18 protein-coding genes and 2 tRNA genes are annotated in these 18303 nt (G+C 68.7%); 4 read left to right on the plus strand and 16 right to left on the minus strand.

Annotation, left to right across the window (positions count from 1 at the left end; genetic code table 11):
• The first annotated feature begins 13 nt into the window (after positions 1 to 13).
• Complete coding sequence (locus tag BKY59_RS10730) at positions 14 to 367, plus strand: phasin family protein (RefSeq protein ID WP_076071366.1); 354 nt, start codon at positions 14 to 16, stop codon at positions 365 to 367.
• A gap of 190 nt (positions 368 to 557) precedes the next feature.
• On the opposite strand, the gene BKY59_RS18235 is transcribed toward BKY59_RS10730, so the two are convergent.
• Complete coding sequence (locus BKY59_RS18235) at positions 558 to 2192, minus strand: sensor histidine kinase (protein WP_076071368.1); 1635 nt, start codon at positions 2190 to 2192, stop codon at positions 558 to 560.
• Between the two features lie 166 nt (positions 2193 to 2358).
• Here BKY59_RS18235 and BKY59_RS10740 point away from each other — a divergent pair, with 166 nt between their 5' ends.
• Together BKY59_RS10740 and BKY59_RS10745 are read left to right on the plus strand one after the other, a co-directional pair.
• Entirely contained in the window at positions 2359 to 3111 is a 753-nt protein-coding gene (locus tag BKY59_RS10740) for an HAD-IIB family hydrolase (RefSeq protein ID WP_076071369.1), read from the plus strand.
• A 5-nt stretch (positions 3112 to 3116) separates the two neighbouring features.
• Complete coding sequence (locus tag BKY59_RS10745; RefSeq protein ID WP_076071371.1) at positions 3117 to 3743, plus strand: flavin reductase family protein; 627 nt, start codon at positions 3117 to 3119, stop codon at positions 3741 to 3743.
• Between the two features lie 64 nt (positions 3744 to 3807).
• Here the strand turns inward: BKY59_RS10745 and fdhD are convergent, their stop codons facing one another.
• Positions 3808 to 4632, minus strand: a complete 825-nt coding sequence (fdhD, locus tag BKY59_RS10750) for a formate dehydrogenase accessory sulfurtransferase FdhD (protein WP_076071534.1) — start codon at positions 4630 to 4632, stop codon at positions 3808 to 3810.
• Between the two features lie 95 nt (positions 4633 to 4727).
• Between fdhD and BKY59_RS10755 the strand changes: the two genes are divergently transcribed.
• Positions 4728 to 5618, plus strand: coding sequence for a diacylglycerol/lipid kinase family protein (locus tag BKY59_RS10755; protein ID WP_076071373.1), 891 nt, complete (start codon positions 4728 to 4730; stop codon positions 5616 to 5618).
• 243 nt (positions 5619 to 5861) lie between these two features.
• On the opposite strand, the gene BKY59_RS10760 is transcribed toward BKY59_RS10755, so the two are convergent.
• From BKY59_RS10760 to BKY59_RS10825, 14 genes are all read right to left on the minus strand, one after another.
• Entirely contained in the window at positions 5862 to 8510 is a 2649-nt protein-coding gene (locus BKY59_RS10760; protein ID WP_076071374.1) for a valine--tRNA ligase, read from the minus strand.
• 576 nt (positions 8511 to 9086) lie between these two features.
• The gene (locus tag BKY59_RS10765; protein WP_076071376.1) at positions 9087 to 9530 is read right to left on the minus strand and encodes a DUF2497 domain-containing protein; all 444 of its coding nucleotides are present in this window, start codon (positions 9528 to 9530) and stop codon (positions 9087 to 9089) included.
• Positions 9531 to 9544: 14 nt separating this feature from the next.
• On the minus strand, positions 9545 to 11149 hold the full coding sequence (locus tag BKY59_RS10770; RefSeq protein WP_083672070.1) for a TolC family outer membrane protein: 1605 nt from the start codon (positions 11147 to 11149) through the stop codon (positions 9545 to 9547).
• A gap of 28 nt (positions 11150 to 11177) precedes the next feature.
• A complete protein-coding gene (locus BKY59_RS10775; protein ID WP_076071381.1) occupies positions 11178 to 11813 on the minus strand; it encodes a protein-L-isoaspartate O-methyltransferase family protein in 636 nt (211 codons plus the stop codon).
• 272 nt (positions 11814 to 12085) lie between these two features.
• Positions 12086 to 12159 (minus strand) — tRNA-Cys (locus tag BKY59_RS10780).
• Between the two features lie 78 nt (positions 12160 to 12237).
• A complete protein-coding gene (locus BKY59_RS10785) occupies positions 12238 to 12498 on the minus strand; it encodes a hypothetical protein (protein WP_076071383.1) in 261 nt (86 codons plus the stop codon).
• Between the two features lie 73 nt (positions 12499 to 12571).
• Positions 12572 to 12647 (minus strand) — tRNA-Val (locus BKY59_RS10790).
• A gap of 58 nt (positions 12648 to 12705) precedes the next feature.
• Positions 12706 to 13623, minus strand: a complete 918-nt coding sequence (locus BKY59_RS18240) for a helix-turn-helix domain-containing protein (RefSeq protein ID WP_076071385.1) — start codon at positions 13621 to 13623, stop codon at positions 12706 to 12708.
• A gap of 14 nt (positions 13624 to 13637) precedes the next feature.
• Complete coding sequence (locus BKY59_RS10800; RefSeq protein ID WP_076071387.1) at positions 13638 to 14576, minus strand: hypothetical protein; 939 nt, start codon at positions 14574 to 14576, stop codon at positions 13638 to 13640.
• On the minus strand, positions 14573 to 16048 hold the full coding sequence (locus BKY59_RS10805) for an NAD(P)(+) transhydrogenase (Re/Si-specific) subunit beta (RefSeq protein WP_076071389.1): 1476 nt from the start codon (positions 16046 to 16048) through the stop codon (positions 14573 to 14575). Before BKY59_RS10805 ends, BKY59_RS10800 begins: the two co-directional genes overlap by 4 nt.
• Positions 16049 to 16074: 26 nt before the next feature.
• Positions 16075 to 16356, minus strand: coding sequence for a proton-translocating transhydrogenase family protein (locus tag BKY59_RS10810; protein ID WP_076071391.1), 282 nt, complete (start codon positions 16354 to 16356; stop codon positions 16075 to 16077).
• Positions 16353 to 16718, minus strand: coding sequence for a PH domain-containing protein (locus tag BKY59_RS10815; protein WP_076071393.1), 366 nt, complete (start codon positions 16716 to 16718; stop codon positions 16353 to 16355). Before BKY59_RS10815 ends, BKY59_RS10810 begins: the two co-directional genes overlap by 4 nt.
• 182 nt (positions 16719 to 16900) lie before the next feature.
• Positions 16901 to 18028, minus strand: a complete 1128-nt coding sequence (locus BKY59_RS10820) for an NAD(P) transhydrogenase subunit alpha (RefSeq protein WP_076071395.1) — start codon at positions 18026 to 18028, stop codon at positions 16901 to 16903.
• A gap of 7 nt (positions 18029 to 18035) precedes the next feature.
• On the minus strand, positions 18036 to 18173 hold the full coding sequence (locus BKY59_RS10825) for an aa3-type cytochrome c oxidase subunit IV (RefSeq protein ID WP_129586355.1): 138 nt from the start codon (positions 18171 to 18173) through the stop codon (positions 18036 to 18038).
• Between the last annotated feature and the right edge of the window lie 130 nt (positions 18174 to 18303).

Raw genomic sequence — 18303 nt, forward strand, 5'->3', positions numbered from 1 at the left:
CAGGAGAGCCACGATGACCGATCAAGCCCGTACCGCAAGCGACGCGATGACCGGATCGATGAAGGCCGCGACCGACCAGTTGAAGGCAGCCGGCGGCAAGGCGGCCGAAACGTCGCAGGCCCTGAACGGCAAGATCCTCGACCAGGCCGAAACCAATGTGCGCGAGGCCTTCGCCGCCCTGCGCGCGGCCGCGACCGCCGGTTCGATGGGCGACGTTCTCAAGGTCCAGGGCGACTATGTCCGTGAACAGAGCGCGCGCAACATGGCGCAGGCCAAGGAAATCGGCGAGATGATCGCCAACTTCGGCCGCACCGCGATGGACGGCATGAGCAACATCCCCGGTACGCCCGGCACCGACAAGAACTGACGGGTTTGGTCGGCCCTTAGGGGCGGGATCAACAATCGGCGCCTTTAGCTGCTACGCTTGGCCTAATGTATCGCACCCCCGCAAAGGCGGGGGCCAGGGTCGCAAGCGATACCGTTTGTGGCCCTGCATTTTGTCCGAGCGAAGCACGCGCATGCTCCGACCGAGTGTAGACTCGACCTCCTGGGGGTATTCACCGTTGCATGGTCGGCAACCGCAACTCGGTCGTCACGCCCCCCGCGGAACGGACCAGCCGCATCTCGCCCCCATGCGTCCGCGCGATCGACCGTGCGAGCGCCAGCCCGGGGCCCTTCGGCTTCGTGCCACCGGCCCGGTCCGCCCGTGCCCGCAATCCCGGCGCGAACCCGCCCGATACCGGCCGTGGCGTATCGCCGATCGCGACGACCGCCATGCCATCCTCGACCCCGGTTCGCATCGACACCATCCCGTCCTGCCGGCGCGCATAGCCGATCAGCACGTCCAGCAGCCGCGTGATCGCATCGCCGTCCACCTCCACCCACAGGGGCTCGTCGGCCTCGGCAACCACCGGCTCGCCCCGTGCCGCCGCGGTCGTCGCCGCCGCCCGGACGAGGGCGGACAGATCATGCCGGACGAGCGCCACCGGGGCCGTAGCATCGGCCAGGAACAGCGCCAGCGCCGCGACAGCCTCCTCGATGTCGGTCACGTCGTCGTGAAACGCCTCGCGGATCTGGCGCGGCGCATCGTCCAGCCCGGCACGCAGCCGCTTCAGCGGTGCCTGCAGCTCGGTCCGCAGCGTGCCAGCAAAGGCGCTCCGGTCCGCGATCAGCGCCTGCACCCGCCCCTGCAAACGGGCCAGTGCCACGACCGCGGGCATCAGTTCCGGTGGCATCGCTCGCGTCGCCACCCCGTCCGCCGGATCGCGCCCGGCCCGTTCGGCCGCCGCCCCGAACGCGCGCAACGGCCGAACCAGCCATAGCGCCGCCACCCAGGTCAGTGGCACCGTGACCGCCAGCGCAACCAGGAACCAGAGCAGTACCGCCTGCTGCGCTGTCGTCGGGAACACTTCCGGCCGCGGCTCCACGATCGCCCAGCCGCCGGACGGCAACCGCAAGGCCGCGCGAAACGCCCCACGCAGCTCCGGCATCGGACCGCTCGACGGCGCGGGCATGGCTACCGCGGGCGTGGGCATGGCCGGGGCGGCGACCGGAACAGGCGCGGCCGCCACATCCGGAACGGTCGTGGGGACCGCAACGACCGCCGGCGCGGGAATGACCGGTGCCGCCGCCCGCGCCGGACGCACCCGCCGCGCCGGTCGTTTCGGCGGCACCGATCGCGCCGCCGGATCGGGTCGCGGCCCTGCGGTCGGCGCAGGCGTCGCCATGACCCGCGGCGGCGGGGCGGCCGGTGCCGGCACGGCGATCACCGGCGGCACCGGCTGTTCCTGGTCGATCAGTAGGAACCCCGCCCGGATCGTCGCCTGTCCCGCGGCCGCCTGCCGCTCCGGCCGCATCCGCATCGGCACTGCGATCGACAGGCGGACGTCGCGCGGATCGACGCGCAGGATCGCGGCCAGCCGCCGCTGCCCACCGGCCGCCGTCGCCCAGCGGTCGCTGCGCTCGGCCGGCGGCACCGCAGCGGTCGTCCGCGCCAGCGTCGCGTCGCCCGTCCCGCGCAGCGCAGCGGCGATCGCGTCCAGCCGCACCGCGCGCCCCTCCCCCGCCGGCACCAGCGCCGCCATCGCCATCGCGATCGCGCAGGCCAGCACGACCGCGACCACCGCCAGCCCGGTGAGACGGTGCCGCATCGCGAATCGCGATCCGCCGGACGGGAGGAGGAGCCACTGCATCGCCCCCGCTATGCCATGCCGCACTTCCCGCCGTCACCCGCATCATCCGTCGCGGCTACCCCGACCACCCGGTGCACCGCGGCGATTGCGGGGCCGCCGCCGGCGGCCTATCTGTCACGCACGCGCGGCCCGATCCCCCGGGCCTGCCCGACAAGGTGACGCCCGCATGAAGCAGTTGATCGCATTCGACCTCGACGGAACGCTGGCCGAAAGCAAGCAGGCGATCGACGCCGAAATGGCGGCCCTGCTCGCCCGGCTGACCCACGTCGCGACCGTCGCGGTCATCTCCGGCGGCGACTGGCCGCAATATGAATCGCAGCTGATCGGCAACCTGCCCGCCGACACCGATTTTGCCCGCCTGCTGGCGATGCCCACTTCGGGTACCAAGCTCTACCGCAACGACGGCACTGGCTGGAACCAGGTCTATGCCGACGATTTCAGCACGGAAGAACGCGACACCATCCTCGCCGCGCTCGACAAGGCGATTGTCGAGGCCGGGTTGCAGGACGATCCGGCTTGGGGCGACAAGATCGAGGATCGCGGCAGCCAGATCACCTTCTCCGCGCTGGGCCAGCAGGCCCCGCTCGACGCCAAGCATGCCTGGGACCCGGATTTCGCCAAGCGCAAGCGGATGCAGGCGATCCTCGAACCCGTCCTGCCAGACTTCACCGTCCGGACCGGCGGCTCCACCTCGCTCGACATCACGCGCAAGGGCATCGACAAGGCCTACGGCATCCGCCGCCTGGCGGAAATCAGCGGCATCGCGACGACCGACATGATCTTCATGGGCGATGCGATCTATCCGGGCGGCAACGACTATGCAGTCCGCGCGGCCGGCGTTGATTCGGTCGCGATCCGCGACGTCACCGAAACCAAGCGCGTGATCGAAACGATCCTGTTCTGCCTGACGCCGGCCTGACGGCGATGCCGGGGCGCGCCACGCATTTCTACGAACCATCGGCCGGCCACCGCCTGCCGCATGATCCGTTCAAGGCGATCGTGGCGCCGCGGCCGATCGGCTGGATATCGACGGTCGATGCCGACGGCCGCCCGAACCTGGCGCCCTACAGCTATTTCAACGCGGTCTGCGATGTGCCGCCGATGATCCTGTTTTCCAGCAACGGGCGTAAGGATACGCTGCGCAATGCGGAGGCGACGGGTGGTTTCGTCTGGAACCTGGCAACCCGTCCGCTCGCCGAACGGATGAACGCGACCTCCGCCCCGGTGGCCCCCGGCGTGGACGAATTCACGCTGTCCGGCCTCACCGCCGCGCCCAGCCGACTGGTCGCCGCCCCGCGCGTCGCCGAAAGCCCCGCCGCGCTTGAATGCCGGGTGCTCCAGGTCATCCCGCTCGCCGATCTGGACGGCGCGTCGGCGGATCACTGGATGGTCGTCGGCCAGGTCGTCGGTGTCCACATCGACCCTGCTTTCCTCAACGACGGCCTGTTCGACACCGCCGCCGCCCAGCCCATCCTCCGCGCCGGCTACCGGGGCGACTATACCACGATCGATGCGGGCTCGATGTTCCAGATGATCCGCCCGACCCGCTGAAGCACGACACAGCCGGCCATATCGCACCCCGGCGCAGGCCGAGACCTGCACGAACCGCTTCCACCTAGCCCCCGGCCTGCGCCGGGGTATGATGACCGGACGGCGGGACATGTTCCGCGACCAACGCCGCATCCGCCCGCGCCAGCGCCACCAGCCGCACCCCCGCCTCGGCCGCGCGGGTTACCGCCAGGCTGGTCGGCGCCGATATCGTGACCAGCATCGGACAGCCGGCGAGCGCGGCCTTCTCCACAAGTTCGTACGAACAGCGCGCGGACAGCAGCGCGAACCCGCCGTCCCACGCCCGCCGCGCCCGCGCCATCGCTCCCAGCAGTTTGTCGAACGCGTTATGCCGCCCGACATCCTCCCGCACGGTCAGGATCTCGCCATCCGCGGTGCAGCACGCGGCCGCATGCACCGCCCCCGTCTCCGCGTTCAGCGGCTGCACCGCTCGCAACCCGGCCAGCGCGCGGAACACCGCCGCATCCGCCACCGCCGGCGCGCCCCCAACCCGCGGCAACGGCCGCAGCGCCTGTTCCAGATTTTCGATCCCGCACAGTCCGCAACTGCTTTCCGACACGCGGTGCCGCACGCGCTCCACCACCCGCCCGCTCCGCGCCGGCACCAGCGTGATGCGCAGCACCATGCCCCCCGGTGCCGCATGGGTATCCACGTCGATCACGTCGGCCACCCCGTCGATCAACCGTTCCGACAGGCAGAACCCATAGGCGAAATCGTCCAGCGCCACCGGCGTCGCCATCATAACGGCATAGCCCAGCCCGTTGATCTCGACCGCGATCGGCATCTCCACCGCCAGCGTCCGGACCGCCGCCGTCGCCGCGCCGTCGGGCACGATCCGCAGGAACGGTGCCACGACGGTCGCTGCATCCATCATTGTCGGCGCCGCCGATCCGTCATGTTCCATCGACGCTCGCTCCGATCATGGGTATATGGGTCCGAAACGATCAGAGGCGCGTTACCGGCACCATGAACGATCGCCCCCTTCCCCGCCAGGCTGTCCTGATCGTCAACGCGCGTTCGCGCAAGGGACGCAAGCTGTTCCGCCATGCGGCGCGCAGCCTGAAGGCGGCCGGGGTCGATATCATCCGCTCCCATGCCGTGCGCGATCCGGCGAAGCTGAAGGTCCATGTCTGCGAAGCGGTCGCGGACGGCGCACCCATGGTCATCGTGGGCGGCGGCGACGGGTCGCTCTCCTCCTCCGTCGATCACCTTGTTGGGCATGACACGGTCTTCGCGCTGTTGCCGCTCGGCACCGCGAACAGCTTCGCCCGCACGCTCGGCATCCCGCTCGATCTCGACGGCGCAATCGCGGTCATCGCCAACGGCAAGCGCCGCCGCATCGACCTCGGCATGATCGATGATGACTATTATGCCAACTGCGCCACGCTCGGCATCGCCCCGCTGATCGCCGAAACCGTCCCGCACGGCTTGAAGAAGGTCCTCGGCCGGCCCGGCTACCTCGCATGGGCGGCGTACCAGATGTTCCGGTTCAAACCGTTCCGCCTGACCGTGGGCGAAGGGGCCGACGCCGAAACGCTCGACGCGCTCGAAGTCCGCGTCGCCAACGGCACCTATCATGGCGGCGCGGAAATGGTCGACAGCGCCTCGGTCGATTCGGGCGAGATCGTCGTTCAGGTCGTGACCGGCCGGATGCGTGGTCGCCTCGCCTGGAGCTGGATCGCCAGCGTATTGAAGCTGGAGGCGCGCAAGGACACCGTGCGCGAATTCCACGGCAAGTCCATCCGCATCGCCACCGACCGCCCGATGCCCGTCTCGATCGACGGCGAACTGCTCGCCACCACCCCCTTCACCGCCCGCATCGCCCGCGCGGTCATCGACGTCGCCGTTCCGGCCTGAGTAGTTCGGGGATCAGTCGAGGCGTCGTTGTAATTGGCCACGGACTGACCCGACCGTAGTGATAATGGATCCTGACCTCCGTCAGGATGACGGCAGAGCGGTCGGCGCGCGGTGCCGACCAATCGGCAAGCCACCAACCCCTTCCCCGTCATCCCAGCGGAGGCTGGGATCCATTATCACTACACGGCAGACGAACCCGACCCGTGTCACAACCCAACCAGCGCACCGGACGCACCCATCATCCTACCCCAGCCGCGCCAGCGCCGCACGCAGCCGGTCCGCCTCCGCCGACCGCAGCGCATGGTCCTCGCGCGCCTTGGCCACCGCATCCGGCTTCGCGCGCTCCACGAACGCCGCGCTGCCGAGCCGCCCGGCCAGCGCGTCGCGTTCCTTTTCCGCCACCGCGATGCCCTTGGCCAGCCGCGCGCGTTCCGCATCCAGATCGATCACCCCGTCCAGCGGCAGGACGAACGTCGCCTCGTCCACCACCACCTGCGCGGCCCCGCCGGTTGCCGGTTCGAAAGACACCGACGCGATCCGCGCCAGCCGCGCCAGCACGGTGGCCTGCGACGCCAGCCGCGCCCGCGTCAGATCCGACGCATCGCGGACATGCGCAACCAGCTTGGCCCCCGGCGGCACGTTCAGCTCCGCCCGCGCCGCGCGGATCTCGCCGACCAGCCGGATCGTCCAGTCGATCTCCTGGCTCGCGGCCGGGTCCATCGCACGCGCATCCGCCATCGGCCATGCCGCGACGATCAGGTCATGTTCGCGGGGGGCCAGCGCGTGCCACAATTCCTCGGTGATGAACGGCATGAACGGGTGCAGCATGACCAGTATCTGGTCCAGCACCCAGCCCGCCACCGCGCGCGTCTCCGCCGCACCGTCCGCATCGGCCTCTACCGCCAGCGACGGCTTGATGAGTTCCAGATACCAGTCGCAGAATGTCGCCCAGACGAACTGGTAGACGGTGTTCGCCGCCTCGTCGAACCGCAGGTCGGCCAGCGCCAGGTCCAGCGCCTGCACCGTCTTTGCGGTCTCCGCCAGGATCCAGCGGTTGACCGACAGCTTCGCACGCGGCGGCTCCAGCATTGCCGACCCGCCGATCCCGTTCGACTGTGCGAACCGCGCCGCGTTCCACAGCTTCGTCGCGAAGTTGCGATATCCCTCGACGCGCCGCTCATCCAGCTTGATGTCGCGCCCCTGGCTCTCCATCGCCGCCATCGTGAACCGCAGCGCATCCGCGCCATAGCGATCGATCAGCCCCAGCGGATCGACCGTATTGCCCTTGGACTTGGACATCTTCGCCCCGTCCGGCGCACGCACCAGCCCATGCAGGTACAGCGTCCGGAACGGCACCTCCCCCATGAACTCCAGCCCCTGCATCAGCATGCGGGCGCACCAGAAAGGTAAAATATCGAAGCCAGAAACAAGGATGTCGTTAGGATAGCGCCCGGCTAGATGCCTGTCCTCGTTTTCCGGCCACCCTAGTGTTGCAAACGGCCAGAGCGCAGAAGAGAACCAAGTATCAAGTACGTCCGGATCTCGTGTAAGGACAACATCTGGTCCTGCTTTGGACGACGCCTCAGCCTCGGTTTCGGCCACGTAGATGTTTCCATCGTCGCCAAACCATGCCGGGATCTGATGCCCCCACCATAGCTGGCGGGAGACGCACCACGGACGGATATTTTCCATCCAGTTGAAGTAGGTTTTTTCCCAGCTGTCCGGAACGATGCGGGTCGCGCCGGACCGCACCGCCTCGATCGCAGGCCCTGCCAGCGTCTTGGCATCGACATACCATTGATCGGTCAGCCATGGTTCAATCACCACGCCCGACCGGTCACCATACGGCGTCTGGATCGTGCGATCCTCCACCCGGTCGAGCAGCCCCGCTTCCTCCAGCGCCGCGACCACCGCGACGCGCGCATCGCGCACCGACAGGCCGAGATAGGCGTCAGGGATCAGCCCGTCCGCCACCTGCACCACATGCGCCTTCGCATCGAGCATGTTGAGCATGTCGCCTGCCGCGAACCCCGCCCGGCGCCCGACCTCGAAATCGTTGAAGTCGTGCCCCGGCGTGATCTTCACCGCGCCGGACCCGAGTTCCGGGTCGGCATGCTCGTCCGCCACGATCCGGATCTGCCGGCCGGTGATCGGCAACGTCACGGACCGGCCGACCAGCGCGGCATAGCGTTCGTCGGTCGGATGCACCGCGACAGCCATGTCGGCCAGCAACGTCTCGGGCCGCGTCGTCGCCACCGCGATATGCCCCGATCCGTCGGCCAGCGGATAACGCAGGTGATAGAATTTGCCCTGCACCTCGCGCGTCTCGACCTCTAGGTCCGAAATCGCGGTGCCCAGGCCCGGGTCCCAGTTCACCAGCCGCTTGTCGCGGTAGATCAGCCCCTTGGCGTGCAGGTCGACGAACACCTTCAGCACCGCACGCGAAAAGCCTGCGTCCATCGTGAACCGCTCGTTCGCCCAGTCGCACGACGCACCCAGCCGGCGCAGCTGCCCGGTGATCGTGCCGCCGCTCTCCTCCTTCCATGCCCAGACCCGCTCGACAAACTGTTCGCGGGTCAGGTCGGTGCGCTTCTGCCCCACGGCGTTCATCTGCCGCTCGACCACCATCTGCGTCGCGATGCCGGCATGGTCGGTGCCCACCACCCACAGCGCGTCCTTGCCCTTCAACCGCGCATGGCGGACGAGGATATCCTGCAACGTATTGTCCAGCGCATGGCCGATGTGCAGCGATCCGGTGACGTTGGGCGGCGGGATGACGATCGTGAACGGCTCCGCGTCGGGCCGCTCCGGCCGGAACCCGTTCGTCGCTTCCCAATGCGGATACCAGCGCGCTTCGATGGCGGCGGGGTCGAATGTCTTGTCGATCGTCATGCGACTGCCTTAGCGGGGCCGGTTGCCGTCCGAAACCCCGGACCGCGCGAAGCAGCCCCGCAGCCGCCCGACCACCACGCGCCGCCTGACCCGAACCCATTCGGTTCGAGCCTGTGAGGAACCGCTTGCAGACGCCCCCGACCGTTGGTTCCGAGAAGGGTTAAGCGCAGTCGATGACGCAGAAGCACGACAGGAGACAGGTCCCACCATCCTGCGGACCGAGCCCTGACCCCGTTCGGAGGTCAGATGGCTCTCCAAGACCCGTCCATCCCGAGCGAAGTCGAGGGACCGACCGAGCGAAGTCGAGGTCCCCAAGCCGCGCGCTTCTCGACTACGCTCGAAGAGGTCCCTCGACTGCGCTAGGGATGGGCGGATAACAGGCGATTGGCGGACAGAGGACCGGGCGGCAGACAACGGGAGCATGATCGCATCAGTTTGTTCTGACGGATGATCGGTTCGGTTCGAGCCTGTCGAGAACCCCACGAAAGGGTCCCGACACACTTGAACCAGAGGCGATTGCAGCAAGAAATTCCGATCGATCCGGTCGCGGCCCGAGCCGGGCGCAACCTCGAACCCTCAGCCCTGCTGCCCCGTAATCCGCGCGATCTCGCGCGCCACCAGCGTCTCGACCACTTCGGGCAAGCGCGCGTCGAGCCATTCCTTCAGCATCGGGCGCAGCATTTCGCGTACCATGCCTTCCAGCGTGATTTCGGTCGGTGCAGGCGACGGGGCGGGCGCCGCGACGGTCCGCATCATCAGCGCGGACAGCACGTCGAGCGACTGCTTGCTCGCCCCCGCCACGTCGGGCGATATCAGCGGCGGGGCGGGCTCGGTCAGTTCCAGCACGTCGGTCGGTGGCGCAGGCGGCACCGGCGCCGGCGTCTCCACTGGCGGCGCGACGGCGTCGGCGACCGGCCGGCGCGGACGCGGCGCGACCACGCTCGCGCCGTCGTCGGCGATGATGCGTTTGATGGAAGCCAGTATATCTTCCATTGACGATTCCTGACGTACGTCCCCCATCCGCCCGCTATTCCCTATTTCGCCGGCGGTGTCACCGGATTTACCGCCCCGGCGCGCGGCATGTTACCCGGTATGTCACGCGATGCCGCCGGCACCGCGGGGCCGTAGACCGTTTGCGGCAGGACGACGGTCGTCGGCGACGGCAGGCCCGCGGTCGACGCCGCCACCGGAACCGGGGCCGGATCGTCGCGCCAGTCGCTCAACGAATTGCGCACCCGCCGATAATTCACCGTCGGATCATAAAGTGGCCCGCCGTCCAGCCCCAGGTCGCGCGCCTCCGCCCGGCCCAGTGCCGCAAGCAGCGCGAATCCGGCGACATACGCATCGCGCCGCGCCGTCACCAGCTGCACCCGCACGTTCAGCAATTCCTGTTCGGCGTTCAGCACGTCCAGCACGTTGCGCGTGCCCACGCTGTTTTCCGCACGCACGCCTTCCAGCGCCAGTTCGCTGGCCGACACCGCCCGTTCGGACGACGCGATCACGCCGAGTGCCGCGGAATAAAGCGAATAGGTCGCGCGCGAATCAGCCACCACCGATCGTTCGACCAACGCGATCTGCTCGATCGCCTGGCTGGACCGTGCCTGCGCCTGTCGCACGCGCGCCGCCGGCAACCCGCCCTGGTACAGCGGCAGGTTCGCACTCAGTCCGATCGTCGCGGTCTTCTGCGATTGCTGCGCGCTTTCGACGATGGTGCCGGGCTGTGTCGGATCGCCCGTTCCGCCGCCCGGATTGACCACCACCGATCCCGGCCGTGATCCGAGGAAGTTGGTATAATTGCCCTGTGCGAAGCCCGACAATGTCGGCAGGCGCGATGCCTGCGCGGTCCGGATATCGAAATTCGCCGCCCGCGCCGCCGCCCGCGCGGCGATGAGGTCGGGGTTGTTCTCGATCGCCACGTCGGCTGCCGCATCCGCATTCGCCGGAAACAACGGCAGCGGCGGCGGCGGCTCAAGCGCGTCCGGCACCGCACCGATGATCCGCAGATAGTTTTCACGGCTCGAATCGAGCTGCGCCATCGCGGACTGCAACTGGCTCTGCGCGATCGACAGCCGCGCCTGCGATTGCGCCACGTCGGTGCGGGTCAGGTCGCCGACCTCGAACCGGTCGCTCGACGCCTGGACGTTGGTCTCCAGCACGCGGACATTGCCGCGGTTCAGTTCTACGATCGCCAGGTCGCGGATGACGTCCATGTAACTGCCGACCGCCTGGACGAAGATGTTCGCCTCGGTCGACCGCAATTGCGCGCGGCCCGAATCGACGCGCGCGTCCGCCGCCCGGATCGAACTGCGCACGCCGCCGCCCTGGTACAGTGGCACGCTGACGTTCAGCCCGGCATTGGCGGACCGCGCGGGCGAAAACGCCCCGCCGATCCCACGCTGCACGAATTCGCTGTACGACCCGGTGCCCGCCACCGTCGGCCGCCCCTGCGACAGCGCGATCGGCACATTCTCGTCGACCGCCCGCTGTCCGGCGCGTGCCCCGGTCAGCGTGGGGTTGCCGGTATAGGTACGGACCAGCGCCTCGCGCAGCGTCGCGCCGAACGTTGGGGCCGTCGGCAACGCCATCATGCCCGCAACCGCCCCTGCCGTCGCCAGCGCGATCGCCCTCGTCCCCGCCATCATGCCCGTGTCGCCCCCGCTCTATGCTTCAGAATGTGAAGGTCGGTGGTGCGGCGAACCCGGGCAGTATGACCGCCTCGGCATCCGCCACCGTCACCAGCCCGAAACCATTGCCCGCCCGCCGGCCGATCGCCAGCCGCGTCACGCCGCGTTCGACCAGCCCGGTCGCCAGCCGCCCACCGTCGACCAGCTGTTCGCTGACCGCCGCGGGCACCGCCTCGACCGCGCCGTCGATCACGATCAGATCATATGGCCCGCCCGCGGCCCAGCCGGCCGCCAGCGGCCCGGACACGAATGTCACGCCGTCCGTCGCGACCGGTGTCAGTGCGGCATCCTCCTCCAGCGCGGTCACCGACGCGACCAGCGGCGCCAGCACCGCGGCGGCATAGCCGGTGGCCGATCCGATCACGAGCACGCGGTCCGTCGCGGTCGGGCGCGCTTCCGAAATCAGCCGCGCGGTCGCCAGCGGCGCATTCAGCCAGCGTCCGCCGCCCAGCGGCACCGGCCGGTCGATATAGGCCGCCACCCGCGCCGCTTCGGGCACGAACCGCTCGCGCGGTACTTCGGACAGCACCGTCAGCAGCCGCGGCTCGCTGATCGTGTTGGGGCGCAACTGGCTGTCCACCATGGCGCGTCGCATCTGGTCATAATCTGGATGGGTCACGGAAAGCCTCGTCGCACGACTGTATTGAATAGGCAACACAGCTGGCCGCCCGTTCGTCGTCTATCCTGTCGCTTTCGTCGCGCCAAGCGCGAAGCGTGGGCACGGCGTCCAGCCCGGCGCGTGACGTTCATACAGATTGCGCATCGCCGACTTGCCAAGTGCGACGATCTGGACCTGACATCGAACCAGACGGCATCCCGAGAATGCTCTGATCCGACCCATCGCGCGCCACGGCGCGGTCCGCCAGCGATCTCGACAGCTTGGGGGAAAGCTGGAGGCCCGACCGGGAATCGAACCCGGGTGCGAGGATTTGCAGTCCTCTACGTCACCACTCCGCCATCGGGCCGATCGCTGTGGAGGCGCGCATCTGCAAGGGTTTCGCGTCAGGGTCAACCCGAACTTCGCAGCACCCCCGCAAAAACGGTCAATCCAGCGCCTCCAGCAGGATCCGCTTCACGCGGACCCCCAGCACGGTCAACCGCCACGCATTTTCCGACTTTGCCCGCCGTTCGATCAGCCCGCGCGCATCGCGGATCGCCAGCATCCGCTTGGCGGTGCGGTGATCGTCGGCACTCTCCCATCCGTCAGACAGCGCCAGCACGACGCGGCGCTGCGCCACGCCCAGTTCGGCTGCGACCAGCATCGCTTCCTCGTCGCCGTCGTCCTGATCGTTCTGGTCGTGCATGTCGGCTCGCCTCACCCCCGGCTGCCCTGCCGCCCGGCGCTCGAGGGGCCGGCACGGTCGGGACGAATACGGCTGGTGGGCGGTGACGGGTTCGAACCGCCGACATCCTGCGTGTAAAGCAGGCGCTCTACCGGCTGAGCTAACCGCCCGCCGCAGCGCGGTCGTTGCCACCGTCGGCGCGTCACTGCAAGCCCCAAGCGTCGCTTCTCAGGCCGCGTCGCGCAGCTGCACCGCCCGGACATAGGCGCTCATCGCGTCTGCCGTGGCCGGCGACAGCGTGATGAACACCCGCCGTCCGTCCTGATTGTCCGGCGTGCGGATCAACAGGCCACGCTGCGTCAGCGCCTGGATCCAGCGCAGCGCCGCCGTCGCCGGCACCGCCGCCGCGATGCACAGGCTCGACACCGCGACCGGGTTTCCCTCCAGCCGCGCCGCCGCCAGATCCAGCAAGATGTCCCACGCCGGATCGGAAAACAGCCCGTCGCCCAGATACAGGTCGCGCAGCCTGCGCCGCCGCAGGATCCGCCGGAACGCGTCGGCATCCACCGCCACCGCCTCGCTGTCCGCCGGCGCGACGTTCGCTGCCGGGCCGATGCTGGCCTGCGGCGAAGGCGACGTGGCCATTCCCGGATCCACCGCCGCGACCAGCCGGTCCGCGATCCGCGACAGTTCCGTGCTGATCGTGCGCAGCTGTTCCTCGCGGCCCGGCGTTTCCTCGCGCAGCCGGCAGGCACTTGCCGCCAGCGCCATCTCGATCGCGGCCAGCCGGTCGCCCGCCCGCCCGGCACACAGCAACCCGACCGGCGCATCGCCCAGCGCGGCATCGGTGACGTCGATCAGCTCGGGGCGGATCGCGACGACCGTCGCCTGCCCGCCACGCGCGCGACCCGCGGCACGCGCCAGCAGCGCGTCATAGACGACACCGGGGTCCGCATCGACCTCGATGAACAGCAGGTCGGCCGCGAACGCGCGATCTTCCGCCGCCGCGGCTTCCGCCACCGTCCAGTCGGCGGACAGCGTCAGCCCGGCGTCGCGCGCCGTCGCGGCCCCGCGCGCCCTGGCGGACGGTCCGTCCGACACCAGCACCATCGTCCGCCGGGCCGGCGACGCACCATATTCCATCATAGATTCCCGTTAGGTTATACCGGATCGGCAGGCAGCGATGCCGGCCTCGCCCCGTCCGCCTGGATCGCCAGCAGCAGTTCGGCGGCCATACCACCCTGCAACGCCATCGCCACCCCATTCCCCAGCCCGCCCAGCAACAGATTGACGATCAGCGTCGCCGGCGCGGGATGCATCAATTGCGCCAGCCGCGTCGCCATCGCCCGTTGCACCGCCGCCGGATCGCCGGCCGCCGGCATCATCGTGCCCATGTCGCCGATCTGGACCGCGATCGCGGGCATCAGCGCCACCATCGCCATCAGGCCGAGCAGGACATAACCGAGCAGCAGGAACCAGAACCGCCCCCTGCCCAGCCGCCATGCATCGCGGATCGCGATCCGCCCGCGCTGCACCGTCAACGGCACCGCCAGCGACAGCCGCACCCAGCAATAGAGCGCGCAGAACGGCGCCGCGACGATCAGCGCGCCGCCCATCACCACCGCGGCCGCCAAGGTCACCCCGCCCAGCGTCGCATTCGCCGCGCCGATCAGTCCCGCCAGCAGGATGATCGTCACGACCAGCGCCAGGTAGATCCCGAACCCCAGCAGCAGCATGACCGCCAGCACGCGCAATTCGGTCCCGCCGAACCGCAACCACGCCGGCCTGGACTGATACGGCTGCAACACGCTCCGCATCGCCGCCACCACGATCGCGACGCACAGCAAGCTCGTCAGGACACCGATCGCCCCCAGGCCGGCCAGCACGCCCGGCTGGAACCCGCCCGATGCTCCCGCCATCACGGCCGCCTGCCGCGCCATCAACGGCAACAGGAGGATGCTCGACAGCACGCCCAGTCCTGCCATCATGGCGCACCAGATCAGCACCGGCCGCCATTCGCGTCGCAACCCGGCGAGCGTCCGTTCGATGACCGTCCCGATATCCGCGTCCGCACCGGGCGCGCCGACGCGGTTGGTCAATGCGCCATCGCCTTCACGATATCGTCGACCATCTTCTTGGCATCGGCCAGCAGCATCATGGTATTGTCCATGTAGAATACGCTGTTGTCGACGCCGGCATAACCGACCCCGCCCATCGATCGCTTCACGAACAACACCGTCTTGGCCTTTTCCACGTCCAGCACCGGCATGCCGTAGATCGGCGAGGTCTTGTCCGTCTTGGCCGCCGGGTTGGTCACGTCGTTCGCACCGATCACGAACGCCACGTCGGTCTGCGCGAACTCGCCGTTGATGTCCTCCAGCTCGAACACATCGTCATAGGGCACGTTGGCTTCGGCCAGCAGGACGTTCATATGCCCCGGCATGCGGCCCGCGACGGGGTGGATCGCATATTTGACACGCACGCCTTCCTTCTTCAGCAGATCGCCCATCTCGCGCAGCGCATGCTGCGCCTGCGCCACGGCCATGCCGTAGCCGGGAACGATGATGACCTGTTCGGCCTGCTGCATCAGGAACGCCGCATCCTCGGCCGATCCGCGCTTCCACGGCCGGTCGGTCGCCGCGGCCGCCGACCCCGCCGCCGCATCGCCGCCGAACCCGCCGGCGATCACGCTGATGAAGCTGCGGTTCATCGCGCGGCACATGATGTAGCTCAGGATCGCGCCGGACGATCCGACCAGCGCGCCGGTGATGATCATCGCGGTGTTGCCCAGCGTGAACCCCATCGCCGCCGCCGCCCAGCCGGAATAGCTGTTCAGCATCGACACCACCACCGGCATGTCCGCCCCGCCGATCGGCACGATCAGCAGGAAGCCGATGACGAAACTGAGTGCGGTGATCGTCCAGAACACCCAGGCCGACTGGTCGATCGTGAAATAGCCGACCAGCCCGACGATCGCCGCCAGCAACGACAGGTTGATGACGTGCCGGCCCGGCAGCATGATCGGCTTGCCCGACATCTTGCCCGCCAGTTTCAAGAACGCGATGATCGACCCGGAGAAAGTGATCGCGCCGATCGCGACGCCCAGCCCCATCTCGATCCGGCTGGCGGGAGGGATGAACGTCTGAACCATCCCGCCGGCATAGGTCGTGCCGTCCGGCATCGTGTAGGCGATACCTGTCCGCACCACCTCCGCGATCCCGAACGCCACCGGGTTCAGATACGCCGCGGCCGCCACCAGCACCGCGGCCAGCCCGACCAGCGAATGGAACCCCGCCACCAGCTGCGGCATGTCCGTCATCGCGATCTTCTTCGCGGTGAACAGGCCGATGCCGCCGCCGATCGCGATCGCGATCAGGATCTCGGGCAAGCTCGCCACGTCGTGCGTCAACAGCGTCGTCGCCACCGCCACGCCCATGCCGAAAATGCCCAGCCGGTTGCCGCGCCGCGCCGTGGCCGGGCTGGAAAGCCCGCGCAGCGCCAGGATGAAACACACCCCCGCCACCAGATAGGCGATACCGACCCAGGCCGGCATATCGATCGCTTCATGCATGTTCAGTCCCCCCAGCGGTCCGGCGCTCAGCGCTCTTTCTTGCGGTACATCGCCAGCATCCGTTCGGTGACCGCGAAGCCGCCGAAGATGTTGATGCTGGCCAGCACCACCGCGAACAGGCCCAGCCATTTGGACGACACCGATCCGCCCGCGGCCGCCGCGACGAGCGCGCCGACGATGATGACGCTCGAAATCGCGTTGGTCACCGCCATCAACGGCGTGTGCAGCGCGGGCGTCACCGACCAGACGACATAATAGCCGACGAAACACGCCATGACGAAGATCGACAGGATCGCGATGAAACTCATGCGCGCAGCACCTTTTCTGCCAGCAACCGCTGGATCGCCACAGTGTCGCTGTTCCGGCTGACCTTCATCGCAAGCGGCAGGGCAGCACTCGATACCCAGATTTTCAGGTCGGCATCCAGATCGAGCGACCCCGCCGTCTCGACGGAGAAGCGGACGATCGACCGGTACGGCACGCTCTGCACATCCACCTTGCTGCCCGTGATGCCCTGCACGTCGACCAGGACGAACCGGTGCGTCGTGAAGAACGCCGTATCGCGGACCGTCTTGAATGCCTTCAGCACCGTCTCCCCTTCGATCAGGATGGCGCCAAATTTTGCGGTGATCTCCCCCGGCGTGATCTCATGTGCGCTGAACAACCCCATCTGCATCCCCCCTCTTGCTATTGCCGCCCCCGGACGGTCGTCCCGGCGGACGCCGGTATCCATTTTTAGAGCGCGTTCGACCTAGCCTGACGCGGCGCGATACCGGACTCCGGCGTCCGCCGGGGTGACGACGTGGAACGGTGCGGCGCGGCGTCCTGCCGGGCGACGGACCCGCACCCTGCTCATCCCAGCAGCCGCGGATGGACGACCGCGCCGCCGCGCGTCAGGCGCACCGCGTCGCCGATCTCGTCCCCGTCGGCCAGCACCGGCCGCCCCGCATCCTTGTCCCAGAACGCGGACAGAAAATTATACAGGTTGCGGGCGTAGAGGGCTGACGCATCGGCGGCCAGTCGCGACGGTACGTTCCGGTGCCCGACGATCCGGACGCCGTGGCGCACCGCCACTTCGCCCGCCACCGCACCCTCGACATTGCCGCCCGCCTCCACCGCCAGATCGACGATGACGCTGCCCGGCCGCATCGTCGCGACCTGCGCATCGGATACCAGCCGCGGTGCCGGCCGTCCGGGGATCAGTGCGGTCGTGATGACGATGTCTTGCTTGGCGATATGGGCGGACACCAGTTCGGCCTGCCGCGCCTTGTACGCATCGGACATCTCGGTCGCGTAACCGCCGCTGCCCTCGCCCTCGATGCCGGCCACGTCCTCGACGAACACCGCCTTGGCACCCAGCGATTCGATCTGTTCACGCGTGGCGGACCGCACGTCCGTCGCCGATACCTGCGCACCCAGCCGGCGCGCGGTGGCGATCGCCTGCAACCCCGCGACGCCGACGCCCATCACGAACACGCGCGCCGCCGAAATCGTGCCCGCCGCGGTCATCATCATGGGAAACGCCCGGCCATATTCGGCTGCCGCGTCCAGCACCGCCTTGTACCCGGCCAGGTTCGATTGCGACGACAGCACGTCCATCGATTGCGCGCGCGTGATGCGCGGCATGAATTCCATCGCCAGCGCCTCGAACCCGGCGGCGGCATATCCGTCGATCCGCGCGCGCGACGCAAAGGGGGCCAGCGTCGCCACGACCCAGGCGCCCGACGCGACACCGGCCAGCCCGTCCGGCGCGGGGCCCTGCACCGCCAGCACGATGTCGGCCGCCGCCAGCGTCGCCACCCGGTCGCCCACTGCGGCACCCGCCGCGGCATAACCGTCGTCCGCGATCGATGCACCCGCACCCGCGCCCGCCTCCACCGCGACGGTCGCGCCGAGCGCGATGAACTTCCTGACCGTTTCGGGCGTCGCGGCGACGCGTGCCTCGCCCGCGGCCTCTTCCTTCAAGACCGCGATCTTCATGACCCGCTCAGCTCGCGATCAGCAGGACGACGATCGCGACGATGATGATCGTCGCGATCGTCCCCCACTTCGCCATGTTCAGGAATCCGGTATAGGTTGCGACATGGGCCTTCTCATCCATGCCGCTGCCCTCGTTCGCCGCCATTGTCCGTGTCCCTCGCCCCATGTCCGTTGGGACCGGTGATAGCGACGCACGGCCCGCACGCCAAGCCCGCGCTTAATCCCGTCTTTACCTCGACCGCGCTAAGCCTCGACCCGAACTGGACAAGGACGAT

It is taken from the genome of Sphingomonas montana (assembly GCF_001956315.1).
In the GTDB taxonomy this organism is placed as follows: domain Bacteria; phylum Pseudomonadota; class Alphaproteobacteria; order Sphingomonadales; family Sphingomonadaceae; genus Sphingomonas_R; species Sphingomonas_R montana.